The 15,414-nt window shown below is 66.7% G+C and carries 13 protein-coding genes; 7 read left to right on the top strand and 6 right to left on the bottom strand.

The genetic code is table 11. From position 1 onward, the window contains the following. Positions 1-11 precede the first annotated feature (11 nt). Positions 12-701, top strand: coding sequence for an aspartate/glutamate racemase family protein (locus tag BLV60_RS34725; protein ID WP_256329625.1), 690 nt, complete (start codon positions 12-14; stop codon positions 699-701). A 115-nt stretch (positions 702-816) separates the two neighbouring features. Here the strand turns inward: BLV60_RS34725 and BLV60_RS29185 are convergent, their stop codons facing one another. Genes BLV60_RS29185 through BLV60_RS29170 form a run of 4 tightly spaced genes read right to left on the bottom strand, consistent with a single transcriptional unit; the run spans position 817 to position 4,492 of the window. Continuing rightward, complete coding sequence (locus BLV60_RS29185) at positions 817-1,530, bottom strand: chitosanase (protein ID WP_176928997.1); 714 nt, start codon at positions 1,528-1,530, stop codon at positions 817-819. A 16-nt stretch (positions 1,531-1,546) separates the two neighbouring features. Next, positions 1,547-2,431, bottom strand: a complete 885-nt coding sequence (locus tag BLV60_RS29180) for a glycoside hydrolase family 16 protein (protein ID WP_256329623.1) — start codon at positions 2,429-2,431, stop codon at positions 1,547-1,549. Between the two features lie 4 nt (positions 2,432-2,435). Next, positions 2,436-3,827 (bottom strand): histidine kinase dimerization/phospho-acceptor domain-containing protein, encoded by a 1,392-nt coding sequence (locus BLV60_RS29175; protein ID WP_093058795.1) that lies wholly within the window; start codon positions 3,825-3,827, stop codon positions 2,436-2,438. Then, positions 3,824-4,492: a response regulator transcription factor gene (locus tag BLV60_RS29170; RefSeq protein WP_093058794.1), complete on the bottom strand. Its 669-nt coding sequence runs from the start codon at positions 4,490-4,492 to the stop codon at positions 3,824-3,826. The genes BLV60_RS29175 and BLV60_RS29170 overlap by 4 nt, the downstream gene beginning before the upstream one ends. Before the next feature lie 272 nt (positions 4,493-4,764). On the opposite strand from BLV60_RS29170, the gene BLV60_RS29165 reads away from it, so the two are divergent. From BLV60_RS29165 to prpF, 5 genes are all read left to right on the top strand, one after another. Next, complete coding sequence (locus BLV60_RS29165; RefSeq protein ID WP_093058793.1) at positions 4,765-5,160, top strand: acyl-CoA thioesterase; 396 nt, start codon at positions 4,765-4,767, stop codon at positions 5,158-5,160. Next, positions 5,157-6,341 (top strand): bifunctional 2-methylcitrate synthase/citrate synthase, encoded by a 1,185-nt coding sequence (gene prpC / locus BLV60_RS29160; protein WP_093058792.1) that lies wholly within the window; start codon positions 5,157-5,159, stop codon positions 6,339-6,341. Before BLV60_RS29165 ends, prpC begins: the two co-directional genes overlap by 4 nt. Before the next feature lie 119 nt (positions 6,342-6,460). Further along, positions 6,461-7,444 (top strand): tripartite tricarboxylate transporter substrate binding protein, encoded by a 984-nt coding sequence (locus tag BLV60_RS29155; RefSeq protein ID WP_093058821.1) that lies wholly within the window; start codon positions 6,461-6,463, stop codon positions 7,442-7,444. 21 nt (positions 7,445-7,465) lie between these two features. Beyond that, positions 7,466-10,090 carry a Fe/S-dependent 2-methylisocitrate dehydratase AcnD gene (gene acnD / locus BLV60_RS29150; protein ID WP_093058791.1) on the top strand — a complete coding sequence of 875 codons (2,625 nt, stop codon included), beginning with the start codon at positions 7,466-7,468 and terminating at the stop codon, positions 10,088-10,090. Positions 10,091-10,113: 23 nt separating this feature from the next. Beyond that, positions 10,114-11,307, top strand: coding sequence for a 2-methylaconitate cis-trans isomerase PrpF (gene prpF, locus BLV60_RS29145; RefSeq protein WP_093058790.1), 1,194 nt, complete (start codon positions 10,114-10,116; stop codon positions 11,305-11,307). 34 nt (positions 11,308-11,341) lie between these two features. Here the strand turns inward: prpF and BLV60_RS29140 are convergent, their stop codons facing one another. Then, positions 11,342-12,223, bottom strand: coding sequence for a LysR family transcriptional regulator (locus tag BLV60_RS29140; protein WP_093058789.1), 882 nt, complete (start codon positions 12,221-12,223; stop codon positions 11,342-11,344). Between the two features lie 107 nt (positions 12,224-12,330). Between BLV60_RS29140 and metE the strand changes: the two genes are divergently transcribed. After that, on the top strand, positions 12,331-14,622 hold the full coding sequence (metE, locus tag BLV60_RS29135) for a 5-methyltetrahydropteroyltriglutamate--homocysteine S-methyltransferase (RefSeq protein ID WP_093058788.1): 2,292 nt from the start codon (positions 12,331-12,333) through the stop codon (positions 14,620-14,622). Positions 14,623-14,649: 27 nt separating this feature from the next. Here the strand turns inward: metE and BLV60_RS29130 are convergent, their stop codons facing one another. Beyond that, positions 14,650-15,402, bottom strand: a complete 753-nt coding sequence (locus BLV60_RS29130; protein WP_093058820.1) for an IclR family transcriptional regulator — start codon at positions 15,400-15,402, stop codon at positions 14,650-14,652. Between the last annotated feature and the right edge of the window lie 12 nt (positions 15,403-15,414).

The raw sequence follows: 15,414 nt of genomic DNA, 5'->3' as shown, positions 1-15,414 counted from the left end.
AAGGACAAGGCATGAACACGCTCGCCGCCCCTCCGCGCGTGCGAGTGTTGAACCCGAACAGCAGCGCCTCCGTGACGGAGGCCGTGGCGCGCGCCTTCCGCGCCGCCGTGCCGCCGACGCAATGCGCCTTCGACTGCATCACCGCGCACGACGGCCCGCCGGGCATCGTGACGCAGGACGACTTCGAGCACGGCGCGCGCATCGCGGCCGACGAGGTGGCTGCGCACGCGGCCGAGGCCGACGCCTTCGTGCTGGCCTGCTTCAGCGACCCCGGCGTGGCCGCAGCACGCGCCCGCTGCGACCGGCCGGTCATCGGCCTGGGCGAAGCCGGCATGCGCGCTGCCATGGCGCGCGGCCACCGCGTGGGCGTGATCGCCATCGCCAGTGCCGCCATCGAGCGCCACCTGCGCTACTGGGAGGCGCTGGGCGTGCACGACCACGTGGTGGCCGAACGACCGCTCGACCTGCCAGTACACCTGTCGGGTGACGCCGCCCACGCGCTGGCGCCGATGATCGCGGCGGCCCGCCTGCTGGTCAACGAGGACGGCGCCGACGTCGTGCTGCTCGGCTGCGCCGGCATGGCCGAGCTGCGCGCCCCGCTGGAAGCCGCGGTGGGCGTGCCCGTGGTCGACCCGTGCGAGGCGGCGGCTGAGCTCTCGGCCCGGCTTGCGCTGGCGTGGCGCGACGGAGCCGCCGCGTGATGGCCGCACCACGGCGGATGGGCGTGCTCGGCGGGATGGGTCCGCTGGCCGACGCCGGCACTCATTCCCTCCGAAGCGGCTCGTTTTGCGCGCACGGCGCCATCACTTCAGCAACTCAGTTTCCGCTCTGCACCAACACATTGCGCCGCCACATCCGCCGGATGGTCGTGGCGCTCAGGCCCAAATGCGATGCCAGCCTGCGTGCGCTCCAGTGTGTGGCCGCGTCGCCCTGGCCGACGGCGTTGCGGGTGGTGGCAATCGTGTAGGAATCGCCATAGACCTTCCAGTTCAGCGGCGGGCGCAGGCCCAGGTTCCCTTGCCGCAGGAAGACACGCTGCGCGGTTTCGATGCGACTCACATCCTGGTGTACCGGCTCGCTCTTCATTGCGACCACGCGGGCATCGAGAAAGGCGTTCAGGTAAATGACCTCGCTACCGCCGCGGCTCGGCGTTCCGGCGCGTGCCATGGCGGTGGCACGGATGCCGTCCAGCGTGAACGGCCCTTTGCCGCGCCCATGCATGACCGCGGCGTCGTAGTAGATGAACTGGCCCAGCGCCCCCAGTCCGTCATCCTTGGCCATCGACACGGCGGGATCGAAGTACACGCGGTCGCGCTCCCTGTCCTGCAAGGCACGGAACTCGGGCAACTGGGCCCGCCGGTCCAGGGTGGAGTTCTCCGCACTGGAGACCAGCTTCATTGCGATTTCCTTGCTGGTCGGATTGGCGAGGTCGCTCGGACCATCCACCACTGCGACAGGTGGGTCGGTCGCCGTGCCGCCACTCCCACCGCAGGCCGCCAGCAACACCGGCACGACACAGAGCGCCAGCATGCGAGCCAGACGCCGATCACTGCTTCTGGTAGACCCGCACATGCGCCACTTCCATTTGCACCGGAAAGATGCTGTCGTTGACTGCCTCAGCCATGTCGCCGCCAATGGCCAGGTTGAGGATCAAGTATTGCGGGCCGTCGAACGGCCAGCTGGCCTTGCCCGCGCCCGGGTTCCTGTAGGTGAAATAGGGCACGCTGTCGACGCCGATCGACAGGCTGTCCGCAGCCCACGTCAACTGGTAGTTGTGGAAGTTCGTGCACGCGTCGGCGATCTGGGTCATGCCTCCGTTGCCGGCCGTACCCGCCGTGGAGGCCGTGTGAACGGTGCCGGTGATCTCTGTCGGCTTCATTCCCACCTGTTCCATGATGTCGATCTCACCGTTGGCGGGCCAGGGGGTGTTGTTCGTTCCCAGCATCCAGATGGCGGGCCATGTGCCCTGGCCGCATGGCAGTTTGGCTCGAACCTCGAAGAACCCGTAGGTCCAGCTCGCTTTGCCACGAGTGATCAGGCGCGCGGACGTGTAGGCCTGGCGGCCATAGTCGGGCGCCGAGGTCAGCGCTTCCTTGCGTGCCGTGATGACAAGTGCGCCGTTGCTCACCTTGGAGTTCTCCAGGCGCTCTGCCGCGTAGTACTGCAGTTCGTTGTTGTACCAACCGGTCGCGTTGGCTTCGGTGTCGTAGCTCCACTTGCCTGGATCCGGCAGGCCGCTGCCGGCGAACTCATCCGCCCAGACAAGGGCATAGCCTGGCGGCACGCCGGAACTGACCGTCGGTGGAGGATTGACCGGGGCGCCCGCAGGAGGCGAAATGCCGTTGGTTGCAGGAGCGGCATTGCCTCCTCCACCACAGGCGCAAAGCAGGAACCCCGCAAGGACCGGGGTGGCTGTGTTGAGCATGTTCATGGAATCACAGCTTATCGAGGCAAGCTGATGCGAATCTGATGCGCGCCGTGAACCGCTCGCCCTCTCGCGAAGTCTGCAGTTCGGCGCTCAAGGCCAAGGCATACAACTGCGCCACGGTCAGGCCGTGGCTGAGGTGCTCCCCAGTGCCATGCTGCGCCGGCTCCGATTCGCAGAGATTGCACAACTCGACACTGGCTGGATCGCCGCCACGCCAGCGCACGAGCACCATCGTCCCCGCCCGTGCGTGGGCGATGGCGTTGCCGACCAGGTTGTCGAGCAACGCACGAAGCAACACCGGGTCCGCCATCACGCAGGCATCCTCCGCGCCTTCGAGCCGCCACTCAAGCTCGCGCTGCAGACTCGCTGGCGCGGCCTGGTTCACGGCCTGTGCAATGAGCGCTTCCAGTCTCGTGGGGTGCAGGACCTTCGGCCCCTCCCGTCCGTGGCGTGCCAGGCGGAACAGCGCATCGACCAGCCGGGCGGCTCTGCGTGTCACGGCGCGCATGTCCTCGAGCGCCTCGACATGGCCGCTCGGATCGTCGGGTCTGAGCAGGGCCACGTCCGCCGTGGCATGCAGTTCCGCCAGCGGCGTGCGCAGTTCATGGGCCGCATGGGCCAGGAACTGGCGTTCGCGATGCCGGACACCCGCGATGCGTGCCATCAGCTCGTTCAGCCGCAATACGAACGGCTGCACTTCGCGCACCTCGCTGGCGGCAAATGGCCGAACATCGTCGGGGTTGCGCTGCTCGATCTCGCGCCCGAGTTCGCTGAGCGGCCGCATCGCGTGCGGCACGCGCAGCGCCAACACCGCGGCGGCCAGCAGCGGCAGGAAAAGGGCGCCCGCGGCGCAGACCGCAGCCAGGCGCCACAGCGAGGTATCCAGTTCCTGCCGCATGCGACCGACCAGCAGTTGGACCTCGTGATCGTTGATGGTTTGGCCGGTGCGTTGCAGAACGTCCTCTTCCAGTCCCCAGGTTGCGAGGAATTCGACGGCGACGAGGCTTACCTCGCGGCCGTCAGGCAGCCGCGTTTCGAAGCGTCGGGGCACGGCGCTGACGGGATTCGGACGCTCGAATCGAAATCCCAGCGCCTCAAGCGACGGCGAGTGGTCGAGCGGTTGCAGGCTCTTCGCATCCCACAGCTGGAAGAAGCGGTCTCCATTGGCCTGAAACCCGGGCAGCGCGTCCGGCTGGATGTTGACGTAGACATCGTCGTCGGGGAAGGACTGCGTGATGTTGGAGATCGCGCGCGCGTCGTCTTGCAGCGCCTGTTCGAAATCGTGCATGTACTGGCCACGCCCGATCAGATACAGGAGCGCGAACGTGACCAGCGAGGACAGCAGCAGCGCGCCGACGATGTCGCGGCGCAGGCGGCCGGCAATCGAGCCGCCGCTCATCGCTCGAGCCGATAACCTTCGCCGCGAAGGGTGACGATGCGCGAGCGCTGTCCCGGCACATCGATCCAGCGTCTCAACTGCGAGACCGCCGCTTCGATCGAGTTGCTGCGCAGATCGCTGTCGCCGGCGTACAGCTTGGCTTCGATCGTTTGACGCGACACCGCCTTGCCGCCGCTCAATGCCAGCAACTCCAGCAACGCACGCTCGCGGCGGCGCATCGGCAAGGTTGCGCCGTCGCGCCGCACTTCGCAGCGCGCGGAGTCGATTTCAAGATCGCCGAGCACGATCACCGGATGTGCCCAGGCCGACACCCTGCGCACGAGAGCCTGCGCACGCGCTGCCAGCTCCCGCAAGTCGAAGGGCTTGGGAAGGTAGTCGTCGGTGCCTGCCTCGAAGCCCTTGAGCCGATCTTCGACCTCGGCCAGGGCGGTAAGCATCAGCACCGGCGTCGCGATGTTCCTGGCGCGCATGCGGCGCAGCAGTTCGATGCCATCGAAGCCGGGCAGCATGACGTCCAGAACCACGACATCGGGGTGCGTATTTTCCGCAGCCCAGAGGCCCGTGGGTCCGTCATGCGCTTCTTCGACCACGAACCCGAGATGCGTCAACCCCCTCACGAGAGCGGCTCGCAGCTTGGGCGAGTCCTCCACCAACAACAGTTTCATGATCCACACCTCTCGCCCGAGACTGGCTTGTGAAGCAGCCGATGGCGCTGCGCGCGCGGATATTACACGCGGTCATGCAACAGGCGTATCGATGGCCACCGACACCGCTTCGGTGAGGATCGGCGTCAGTCCGGTTCCCATCGGAACCGCGCGCTTCGTTACCTGCTCAGTCGCTGAACTTCGCAGCATTCGCAAATCTGCCTGCTCCCGTTCGCAGGAGTTCGCCCTTTCAGTCCTTCTGCAGTCGTTGCTTTCTGCGTAGATTGCAAACCATGACGACACCCGTTGGAACAACAGAACTCCGCGAACTGGTGCTGCCGGTGCATGCCAATCACCGTGGCACGCTCTTCGCCGGCCAGGGCCTGCAGCTCATGAGCAAGGCGGCCTTCCTGGCGGCGCGCGGCCTGGCGCAGCGCGAAGTGGTGATGGCCGAGGTGACCAGCGTCAGCTTTCTCTCGCCCGTGCCGGTGGGCTATCAGCTCGTCCTGCGCGGATGGGTCAGCCGCATCGGCCGCTGTTCGATGACCGTGTGCGTGACCGGCCTGGCCGACGTGCCGGGCGTTCCAGCGGAAGAAGTCCTCAAGGGCGTGTTCGAGATGGTGGCGGTCGATGCCGCCGGCCGCCCCGCCGCCATCGATCGCTCTTATCTGGACAAGGAAACCGCATGACCACCACGACCCTCATGACCCCCACGACCGAGATCGCCGCCCCGGCCGGCTTCAAGGCCAAGAAGTCCGTCGCCCTGTCGGGTGTGACCGCGGGCAACACGGCGCTTTGCACCGTGGGCCGCACCGGCAACGACCTGCACTACCGCGGCTACGACATCCTGGACATCGCCGAGGTCTGCGAATTCGAAGAAATCGCCCACCTGCTGGTGCACGGCAAGCTGCCCACGCGTGCCGAGCTCAAGGCCTACAAGGCACGCCTGAAGGCCATGCGCGGCCTGCCGGCGAACGTGAAGGACGCGCTGGAGAGCCTGCCCGCCGGCGCCCACCCGATGGACGTGATGCGCACCGGCGTCTCCGCGCTGGGCTGCATCCTGCCCGAGAGAGACGACCACAACCTGCCCGGCGCGCGCGACATCGCAGACCGCCTGATGGCTTCGCTCGGCTCGATGCTGCTGTACTGGTATCACTGGAGCACGCAGGGCAAGCGCATCGACGTGGAGACCGACGACGACTCCATCGGCGGCCACTTCCTGCACCTGCTGCATGGCGAGAAGCCTTCCAAGGCCTGGGTGCGCGCGATGCACACCTCGCTGAACCTGTATGCCGAGCACGAGTTCAACGCCTCGACCTTCACCGCGCGCGTGATCGCCGGCACCGGCAGCGACATGTATTCGTCCATCGCGGGCGCGATCGGCGCGCTGCGCGGCCCCAAGCACGGCGGCGCCAACGAGGTGGCCTTCGAGATCCAGAAGCGCTACGACTCGCCCGACGAAGCCGAGGCTGACATCCGCCGCCGCGTGGAGGCCAAGGAGGTGGTGATCGGCTTCGGCCACCCTGTCTACACGGTGAGCGATCCGCGCAACGTGGTGATCAAGGGCGTGGCCAGGCAGCTGTCCGACGAAGCCGGCTCGACCAAGATGTTCGACATCGCGCAGCGGCTGGAGTCGGTGATGTGGGAGGCCAAGAAGATGTTCCCCAATCTCGACTGGTTCAGCGCCGTGAGCTATCACATGATGGGCGTGCCCACCGCGATGTTCACGCCCCTGTTCGTGATCGCGCGCACCAGCGGCTGGGCCGCGCATGTGATCGAGCAGCGCGTCGACAACAAGATCATTCGTCCGAGCGCCAACTACACCGGCCCCGAGGACGTGAAGTTCGTGCCGATCGAGGCGCGGATCTGAGCCGCACAGGAGTCTCCGAGCGTTTGTCGCGGGTTTGCCATACGGGCGCAAACTAGCGCCTGCCACCGCGATGGCACGCCGTCGCGGGAGGCATGCACAACAACACTGGAGACAACAGCATGACCCTGAATCGCCGCGCCTTTTCATCAGCAGCCCTGGCCGGGCTGGCATTGCCTGTCGCCCGCACCGGCTGGGCCCAGGATGCCTTTCCGGCCAAGCCGCTCAAGATCGTCTGCCCCTTCGCACCCGGCGGGGGCTCCGACTTCATCGCGCGCGTTGCGTCGAACGTGCTCAGCCAGCGGCTGGGCCAGGCCGTGGTGGTGGACAACCGGCCTGGCGCCGGCGGCACGCTCGGCACCGAGTACGCATTGCACACGCCCGGCGACGGCTACACGCTGCTGCTGATTGCCGGCAGCTACACCGTCAACCCGTCCCTGTACAAGCTGCGCTTCGACCCGGTCGCCGACATGACGCCGGTGATCCAGTTGTCGAAGGGTGCATACGTGCTGTGCGTCAACCCGGCCAAGGTGCCGGCGAAGAACCTGAAGGAGCTGCTCGACTACGGGCGTCAGAACCCGGGCAAGCTGACCTTCGCTTCGGCGGGCAACGGCAGCCACCTGCACATCGTGACCGAGTACATGTTCGGCATGGCCAAGGTCAAGGCCACGCACGTGCCGTACCGGGGCACGGGGCCGGCCGTTACGGACCTGGTGGCAGGCAACGTGGACATGCTGGTCGCGGGCACCGAGGCCTTGATGCCGCACGTGCAGTCGGGCCGGCTGCGTGCGTTCGCGGTGACCACTGCGCAGCGCCTGCAGGCCTACCCCAACATTCCCTCGATCGCCGAGGCCGGCGGACTGCCCGAGTACGACGTGGTGGCATGGCACGGGCTGATCGCGCCCAAGGGCGTGCCGCCCGCCGTGCTCGCGAAGCTCAACGGCGCGCTCGACGCCGGCCTCAAGGCGCCCGAACTCAACGCCAAGCTGGAGCCCACCGGTGTGTCTGCTGCAGGCGGCACGGCGGAACAGTTCGGCGCGCTGATTCGCGCCGAAATTCCGCGCTACGCCAAGGTCGTGAAAGACAACGACATCCGCTCCGAGTAAGCCGCTTCCCGATTTGCCACGATGAATTCACGACACAGAAAACAACTCCCCGGCACCACGCTGGACTACATCGACGCCCGCGCCGCGGTCGATGCACTGCGCCCCGGCGCCTGGGACACCCTGCCCTACACCGCGCGCGTGCATGCCGAGAACCTGGTGCGCCGCTGCGACCCGTCTATCCTCGATGAATGCCTGATGCAGCTCATCGAGCGCCGGCGCGATCGTGACTTTCCGTGGTTTCCCGTGCGCGTGGTGTGCCACGACATCCTGGGCCAGACGGCGCTGGTGGATCTGGCGGGTTTGCGCGACGCGATAGCGGCCGAGGGTGGCGACCCCGCGCAGGTGAACCCGGTGGTGCCGGTGCAGCTGATCGTCGACCATTCGCTGGCCGTGGAGTGCGGCGGATTCGATCCGCATGCCTTCGAGAAGAACCGGCAGATCGAAGACCGCCGCAACGAGGACCGCTTCCATTTCATCGACTGGACGAAGCGCGCCTTCGCCAACATGGAAGTGATTCCGGCGGGCAACGGCATCATGCATCAGATCAATCTGGAGAAGATGTCGCCGGTGGTCTACGTGCAGGACGGCCTGGCCTTTCCGGACACCTGCGTGGGCACCGACAGCCACACACCGCACGTCGATGCGCTGGGCGTGATCGCGGTGGGCGTCGGCGGCCTGGAGGCCGAGAACGTGATGCTGGGCCGCGCCTCGTGGATGCGCCTGCCCGACATCGTCGGCGTGGAGCTGACCGGCCGACGCCAGCCGGGCATCACCGCCACCGACATCGTGCTGGCGCTCACCGAGTTCCTGCGCAAGGAAAAAGTGGTCGGTGCGTACCTGGAGTTCTTCGGCGAAGGCACGCACGGCCTGACCATCGGCGACCGCGCGACCATCTCCAACATGTGCCCCGAGTACGGCGCCACGGCCGCGCTCTTCTACATCGACGACCAGACACTCACCTACTTGCGGCTTACCGGCCGCGAAGACGCACAGGTCGCGCTGGTCGAAACGTATGCGAAGACAGCCGGCTTCTGGGGCGATGCGCTGGAGACCGCCAGCTACGAGCGCGCGCTGAAGTTCGACCTGTCGAGCGTGGTGCGCAACATGGCCGGCCCTTCCAACCCGCACCGCCGACTGCCCACCTCGCAGCTGGCCGAGCGCAACATCGCCGTCGGTCTTGCAGAGGCCAGGCGGCAGGAAGCAGCGGGCCTGATGCCCGACGGCGCCGTGATCATCGCGGCCATCACGTCGTGCACCAACACTTCGAACCCGCGCAACGTGATCGCCGCCGCGCTGCTGGCGCGCAATGCCAACCGCCTGGGCCTCAAGCGCAAGCCTTGGGTCAAGTCATCGCTGGCTCCGGGCTCCAAGGCCGTGGAGCTCTACCTGCGCGACGCCGGCCTGCTGCACGAGCTGGAGCAGCTCGGCTTCGGCATCGTCGCCTTTGCCTGCACCACCTGCAACGGCATGTCGGGTGCGCTGGACCCGAAGATCCAGCAGGAGATCATCGAGCGCGACCTGTACGCCACCGCGGTGCTCTCGGGCAACCGCAACTTCGACGGCCGCATCCATCCGTACGCGAAGCAGGCCTTTCTCGCGTCGCCGCCGCTGGTCGTGGCCTACGCGATAGCGGGCACCATGCGATTCGACATCGAGCGCGACGTGCTGGAAGTCGTCGACGGCAAGGAGATACGCCTGCAGGACCTCTGGCCGAGCGACGAGGAAATCGACGCCATCGTCGCGGCCTCCGTCAGGCCCGAGATGTTCCGCAAGGTGTACGAGCCCATGTTCGCGATCCACGCGGACAACGGCGAGAAGGTGAGCCCGCAGTACGACTGGCGGCCGCAGTCCACCTACATTCGCCGGCCGCCCTACTGGGACAGCGAGGGCGTGGGCGCGCTCGCGGCCAATCCGCGCACGCTGCGCGGCATGCGGCCGCTGGCGCTGCTGCCGGACAACATCACAACCGACCATCTGTCACCGTCCAACGCGATCCTGCTGGACAGCGCTGCCGGCGAGTACCTGGCGAAGATGGGTCTTCCGGAAGAAGACTTCAACTCCTACGCCACGCACCGCGGCGACCACCTCACGGCCATGCGCGCCACCTTCGCCAACCCGCAGCTCGTCAACGAGATGGCGGTGGTCGACGGCGTGCAGAAGAAAGGGTCGCTCGCGCGCATCGAGCCTGAAGGCAAGGTCGTGCGCATGTGGGAGGCGATAGAGACGTACCTGAACCGCAGGCAGCCATTGATCATCGTGGCCGGCGCCGACTACGGCCAGGGCTCGTCGCGCGACTGGGCCGCCAAGGGCGTACGCCTGGCCGGTGTGGAGACCGTCGTGGCCGAAGGCTTCGAACGCATCCACCGCACCAACCTGCTCGGCATGGGCGTGCTGCCGCTGGAGTTCAAGCCCGGCACCACGCGACTCACGCTGGGCCTGGACGGCACCGAAACCTACGACGTGATCGGCAAGCCCGCACCGCGCGCCGACCTCACGCTGGTCGTCCACCGCATGGGCGGCGACACGCTGCAGGTTCCGGTGACCTGCCGGCTGGACACGGCCGAGGAAGTGTCGATCTACGACGCAGGCGGCGTGCTGCAGCGCTTTGCACAAGACTTCCTGGCCGAGAACAAGTCGGCAGCCTGAAGACAACCACCACTCCATTTGCCATGGCATCCGCTCCCCAAATCAAGATTCCCGCCGTCTATATGCGCGGCGGCACCAGCAAGGGCGTGTTCTTTCGCCTGCAAGACCTGCCCGCGGCGGCGCGGCAGCCCGGGCCGGCGCGCGACGCGCTGCTGCTGCGCGTGATCGGCAGCCCCGACCCCTACGCCAAGCAGATCGACGGCATGGGTGCGGCCACCTCCTCCACATCGAAGACCGTGATCCTGTCGCGCTCCACGCGGCCGGACCACGACGTCGACTACCTGTTCGGCCAGGTCTCCATCGACAGCGCCTTCGTCGACTGGTCGGGCAACTGCGGCAACCTGTCGGCGGCGGTCGGGCCGTTCGCAATTGCGCAGGGCCTGATCGACCGGGCGCGCGTGCCGCAGAACGGCATGTGCACCGTGCGCATCTGGCAGGCCAACATCGGCAAGACCATCGTCGCCCACGTGCCGATCGCCCGAGGCGAAGTGCAGGAAACCGGCGACTTCGAACTCGACGGCGTGACCTTTCCGGCCGCCGAGGTGCCGCTGGAATTCATCGACCCGGCCGACGAGGGCGACGGCGAAGGCGGCAGCGCGGTGTTCCCGACCGGCAGGGTGGTCGAGGAGCTCGAAGTGCCCGGCGTGGGCACTTTGCGCGCCACCCTGATCAACGCGGGCATTCCAACCATCTTCGTCAACGCTGGCGACATCGGCTACACCGGCACCGAGTTGCAGGACGCGATCAACAGCGATACGAAGGCGCTGGCAATGTTCGAGACGATCCGCGCGCATGGCGCGGTGAAGATGGGCCTCATCAAGGACATCGGTGAAGCCGCCAAGCGCCAGCACACGCCCAAGGTGGCCTTCGTCGCAGCACCCAGGGACTACACGGCCTCCAGCGGCAAGGCAGTGAAGGCGGCGGACGTGGACCTGCTCGTGCGTGCGCTGTCGATGGGCAAGCTGCACCACGCCATGATGGGCACGGCCGCGGTCGCCATCGGCACCGCAGCGGCGATCCCCGGCACGCTGGTGAACCTCGCGGCCGGCGGTGGCGAGCGCCAGGCAGTGCGCTTCGGCCACCCATCGGGCACGCTGCGCGTCGGCGCCGAGGCCCGCAAGGTCGATGGCGAATGGGTGGTGACCAAGGCCCTGATGAGCCGGAGCGCCCGCGTGTTGATGGAAGGCTGGGTGCGCGTGCCTGGCGACAGTTTCTGATCGACAAGCCGGAATGGGACGCGCTGGAAAGGCGCTACACCTGACGCGCCAGCTCGACAAAGGCCTTCAGGTAATCGACGTCGGTGTCCGCTTCCCGCGCGCCAAGAAAGATCTGCTTGGCGATGCCGCGCGAGCCCAGCCGGACCGGCACGATTTCCATCTTCTCCGCGTACTCCTCCACCAGCCAGCGAGGCAGCGCGGCCACGCCACGGCCGCTCGCCACCATCTGCAACATGATGTCCGTTGTCTCGATGGCCTTGTGGCGCTTGGGCGTCACGCCCGCGGGCATCAGGAACATGTTGTAGATGTCCAGCCGGTCCGTCGCAACCGGGTAGGTGACGAGAACCTCCTCGGTCAGTTGCGCGGGTTTCACGTAGGGCACGTTCGCCAGGCGGTGGCCGCGCGCGACCGCGAGCACCTGTTCGTAGTCGAACACAGGCTCGTAGTGCAGGCCTGGCTTGTAGAGCGGATCGGGGGTCACCAGCAGGTCGATCTCGTAGCCGAAGAGCGCGCCGATGCCGCCGAACTGGAATTTCTGCTTCACGTCGACGTCCACGTCGGGCCATGACGCCAGGTACGGCGACACCACCTTCAGCAGCCACTGGTAGCAGGGATGGCATTCCATGCCGATGCGCAGCGACCCGCGTTCGCCCTGGGCGAACTGGCGCAGGCGTTCCTCCGCCAGCGTGAGCTGCGGCAGCACCCGGTTCGCTACCGCCAGCAGGTACTGGCCCGCCTGGGTCAGCCGCAGGCTGCGCCCTTCGCGCTGCCAGATCTCCGTTCCGAGCTGGATCTCGAGCTTGCGGATGGAATGGCTCAAGGCCGACTGCGTCAGGTGCAGCACCTCGGCAGCGGCCGTGAGCGAGCCTTGCTTGTCCACTTCCTGGACGATGGCCAGATGCGTGCGCTCCAACATGACTAATGAGCAGTATTCATGGATACGTGAAATAAGACCATTTTACTTCAAGAGTCCTCAAACCTAGGATCCACTCTTTCTCTGACTGCCCGGACGCTCCGATACCCATGACCACCACCCACAACCTTGGCTTTCCCCGCATCGGCGCCAGGCGCGAACTCAAGTTCGCGCTCGAGTCGTACTGGAAGGGAGAGTCCTCGCGCGACGCGCTCAAGGCCCTCGGCGCCGAGCTGCGCCAACGCCACTGGCAAGACCAGGCCGGAATCGACCTGGTGCCGGTGGGCGATTTCGCGTTCTACGACCAGGTGCTGGACATGAGCTTCACGCTCGGCAACCTGCCCGAGCGCGTGCGCGGCTTTCACGGCGACACCCTGGACAACTACTTCCGCGTGGCGCGCGGCCGCTCGGCGCAGTCCGCCGAAGACCACGCGGGCTGCTGCGGCGGCGTTGCCGCAGGCGAGATGACGAAGTGGTTCGACACCAACTACCACTACATCGTCCCCGAGTTCACGTCGGCAACCGAGTTCAAGCTCGACGCATCGCGCATCCTGGAGCAGCTCGCCGAAGCCAAGGCGCAGGGCGTGAAGGCCAAGCCCGTGCTGGTCGGCCCCGTGACGTACCTGTCCATCGGAAAGGCCAAGGACGACTCAGACAAGCTCGCGCTGCTGCCGCGCCTGCTGCCGGTGTACGCGGAACTGCTCGACGCGCTGGCGGCCCAGGGCGTCGAGTGGGTGCAGATCGACGAGCCTTTGCTCGTCACCGAGCTGGACGCCGACTGGCAGCATGCCTTCAACACGGCCTACCACCATCTCAAGGCCGCCAAGGTCAAGATCCTGCTCGCGACCTATTTCGGCCAGCTGCTGGAGAACAAGTACCTGGCCGCCAATCTTCCGGTGGCGGGCCTGCACGTCGACGCCATCAAGGGTCGCGACGACGTGGTGCCTCTGCTGAGCATGCTGCCCGCGCACAAGGTGCTGTCGCTCGGGGTCATCAACGGCCGCAACATCTGGAAGAGCGACCTGGCCGCCATCCTCGAATGGCTCGAGCCGCTGGCGCAGCGACTGGGCGAGCGCCTCTGGATCGCACCGTCGTGCTCGCTGCTGCACGTGCCGGTGGATCTGGCCAGCGAGCAGAAGCTCGATGCCGAGGTCAAGTGGTGGCTCGCCTACGCACTCCAGAAGCTCGAGGAGCTGAGAGTGCTGGCCACCGCCCTGCGCCACGGCCGCGATGCCGTGAAGGATGAGCTGGCAGCCAATCAGGCCGCCATTTCCGCCCGCCGCAACTCGCCGCGCGTGAACAACCCCGGCGTCAAGGCCGCCATCGCCAGGCTGAACGCGGCCTTGGGCCAGCGCAAGAGCGTCTACGCCCAGCGCGCGCCCAAGCAAGCCGCCCTGCTGAAGCTGCCGGCCTACCCGACCACCACCATCGGCTCATTCCCGCAGACTGCGGAAATCCGCCATGCGCGCAGTGAGTTCAAGGCGGGTCGCCTCGATGCAGCAGGCTACAAGGCCGCGATGCAGGCCGAAATCGGCCGCAGCGTGAAGGAACAGGAAGTCCTGGGCCTGGACGTGCTGGTGCACGGCGAAGCCGAACGCAACGACATGGTCGAGTACTTCGGCGAGCAACTCGACGGCTACGCCTTCAGCCAGTTCGGCTGGGTGCAGTCGTACGGTTCGCGCTGCGTGAAGCCGCCGATCTTGTTCGGCGACATCAGTCGTCCGAAGGCGATGACCGTGGAGTGGATCAAGTACGCGCAGTCACTCACGCAAAAGCCGATGAAGGGCATGCTGACCGGTCCGGTCACCATCCTGAACTGGTCTTTCGTCCGTGACGACCAGCCGCGCTCAGTGTCGTGCCACCAGCTTGCGCTGGCCATACGCGAAGAGGTGCTCGACCTGGAGAAAGCCGGCGTGCGCGTGATCCAGATCGACGAGGCGGCGCTGCGCGAAGGCCTTCCGCTGCGCAAGTCGCAGTGGCAGGAGTACCTCGACTGGGCTGTCGAATCTTTCCGCATCACGGCCAACGGCGTGCGCGACGAGACGCAGATCCACACGCACATGTGCTACTCGGAGTTCAACGACATCATCGCGTCGATCGCCGACATGGATGCCGACGTCATCACCATCGAGACCTCGCGTTCGGACATGGAGCTGCTCGATGCCTTCGACAACTTCAAGTACCCCAACGAGATCGGCCCCGGCGTGTACGACATCCACTCGCCGAACATTCCGAGCCAGGAGCACATCGTGCAGCTGATGAAGAAGGCGGCCGAGCGCGTTCCCGCCGAACGCCTGTGGGTCAACCCCGACTGCGGTCTGAAGACGCGCCAGTGGGCTGAAGTGGTGCCGGCGCTGACCAACATGGTGGCGGCCGCCAAGACGCTGCGCGCATCGGCCTGAGCTCAGCGCGGACTCCACCGGTCCCTTCTAGGGATGCCAGGTGGAGACCACCGCCGGAGTCTGCGCGGTGGGCCGGCCGGCCAGTGCATAGGAGAGTTCGTTCGCGGCCTTCATGATCGTCTTCGCGTGGCCGAGCAGCTTTGCCTTGGGCAGCCGGTCCGCGGGGCCCGAGATGCACACCGACCCCAGCAGCGCCCAGCGCAGGCCGAAGACCGGTGCCGACACGGTCGCCACGTTCTTCTCGCGCTCGCCGATGGAGAAGTGATAGCCCTTCTTGCGGATGTCTTCGTACAGCTTTCCGGGCTCGCCGGAGAACGCAAGAATCACCCGCCCCGGTGACCCCTTTTCCAGCGGCAGCATCGCGCCCATGCGCGCGTGATGCCGGATGGGCTGCGGCCCTTCCACGCGCGCCAGGCAAGTCCTGGAATTTCCTTCGCGCACATAGAACGCTGCGCTCTCGCCCGTTGCATGCGACAGGGCAAGCAGCATCGGCTCCACGACATTGTTGGCATCGAAGCTGGCTTGGTAGCGGGCTCCGAGCCAGCCTGCCGCAGGTCCCAATCGCCATTCGCCGTCGTCGCGCTGCACCACGTAGCCGGCAAGCGCCAGCGTGCGCAGCAGCCGCAGCGCGGTTGTCTTGTGCATGTGGCTGCGGCGGGTCAGCTCGGCCAGCGAGAGGCGCTCGTCCTGCATGCCGAAGGCATCGAGCAGCTGCAGGGCACGGGTGACTGCGGTCACGCCGCCCGTCGCGCCTTCGTCCACTTCACGCGGCTCTTCGATGACTTCGGTCGA

Source organism: Variovorax sp. YR634 (assembly GCF_900106655.1).
GTDB lineage: Bacteria > Pseudomonadota > Gammaproteobacteria > Burkholderiales > Burkholderiaceae_C > Variovorax.
This window is presented reverse-complemented; position numbering and strand designations above follow the sequence as displayed.

What these genes read in the sequence shown, in the direction of transcription:
- BLV60_RS34725 (WP_256329625.1), top strand. Translation starts at nt 12, where the DNA reads ATGAACACGCTCGCCGCCCCTCCGCGCGTGCGAGTGTTGAACCCGAAC.
- BLV60_RS29185 (WP_176928997.1), bottom strand. Translation starts at nt 1,530, where the DNA reads ATGCTGGCGCTCTGTGTCGTGCCGGTGTTGCTGGCGGCCTGCGGTGGG.
- BLV60_RS29180 (WP_256329623.1), bottom strand. Translation starts at nt 2,431, where the DNA reads ATGAACATGCTCAACACAGCCACCCCGGTCCTTGCGGGGTTCCTGCTT.
- BLV60_RS29175 (WP_093058795.1), bottom strand. Translation starts at nt 3,827, where the DNA reads ATGAGCGGCGGCTCGATTGCCGGCCGCCTGCGCCGCGACATCGTCGGC.
- BLV60_RS29170 (WP_093058794.1), bottom strand. Translation starts at nt 4,492, where the DNA reads ATGAAACTGTTGTTGGTGGAGGACTCGCCCAAGCTGCGAGCCGCTCTC.
- BLV60_RS29165 (WP_093058793.1), top strand. Translation starts at nt 4,765, where the DNA reads ATGACGACACCCGTTGGAACAACAGAACTCCGCGAACTGGTGCTGCCG.
- prpC (WP_093058792.1), top strand. Translation starts at nt 5,157, where the DNA reads ATGACCACCACGACCCTCATGACCCCCACGACCGAGATCGCCGCCCCG.
- BLV60_RS29155 (WP_093058821.1), top strand. Translation starts at nt 6,461, where the DNA reads ATGACCCTGAATCGCCGCGCCTTTTCATCAGCAGCCCTGGCCGGGCTG.
- acnD (WP_093058791.1), top strand. Translation starts at nt 7,466, where the DNA reads ATGAATTCACGACACAGAAAACAACTCCCCGGCACCACGCTGGACTAC.
- prpF (WP_093058790.1), top strand. Translation starts at nt 10,114, where the DNA reads ATGGCATCCGCTCCCCAAATCAAGATTCCCGCCGTCTATATGCGCGGC.
- BLV60_RS29140 (WP_093058789.1), bottom strand. Translation starts at nt 12,223, where the DNA reads ATGTTGGAGCGCACGCATCTGGCCATCGTCCAGGAAGTGGACAAGCAA.
- metE (WP_093058788.1), top strand. Translation starts at nt 12,331, where the DNA reads ATGACCACCACCCACAACCTTGGCTTTCCCCGCATCGGCGCCAGGCGC.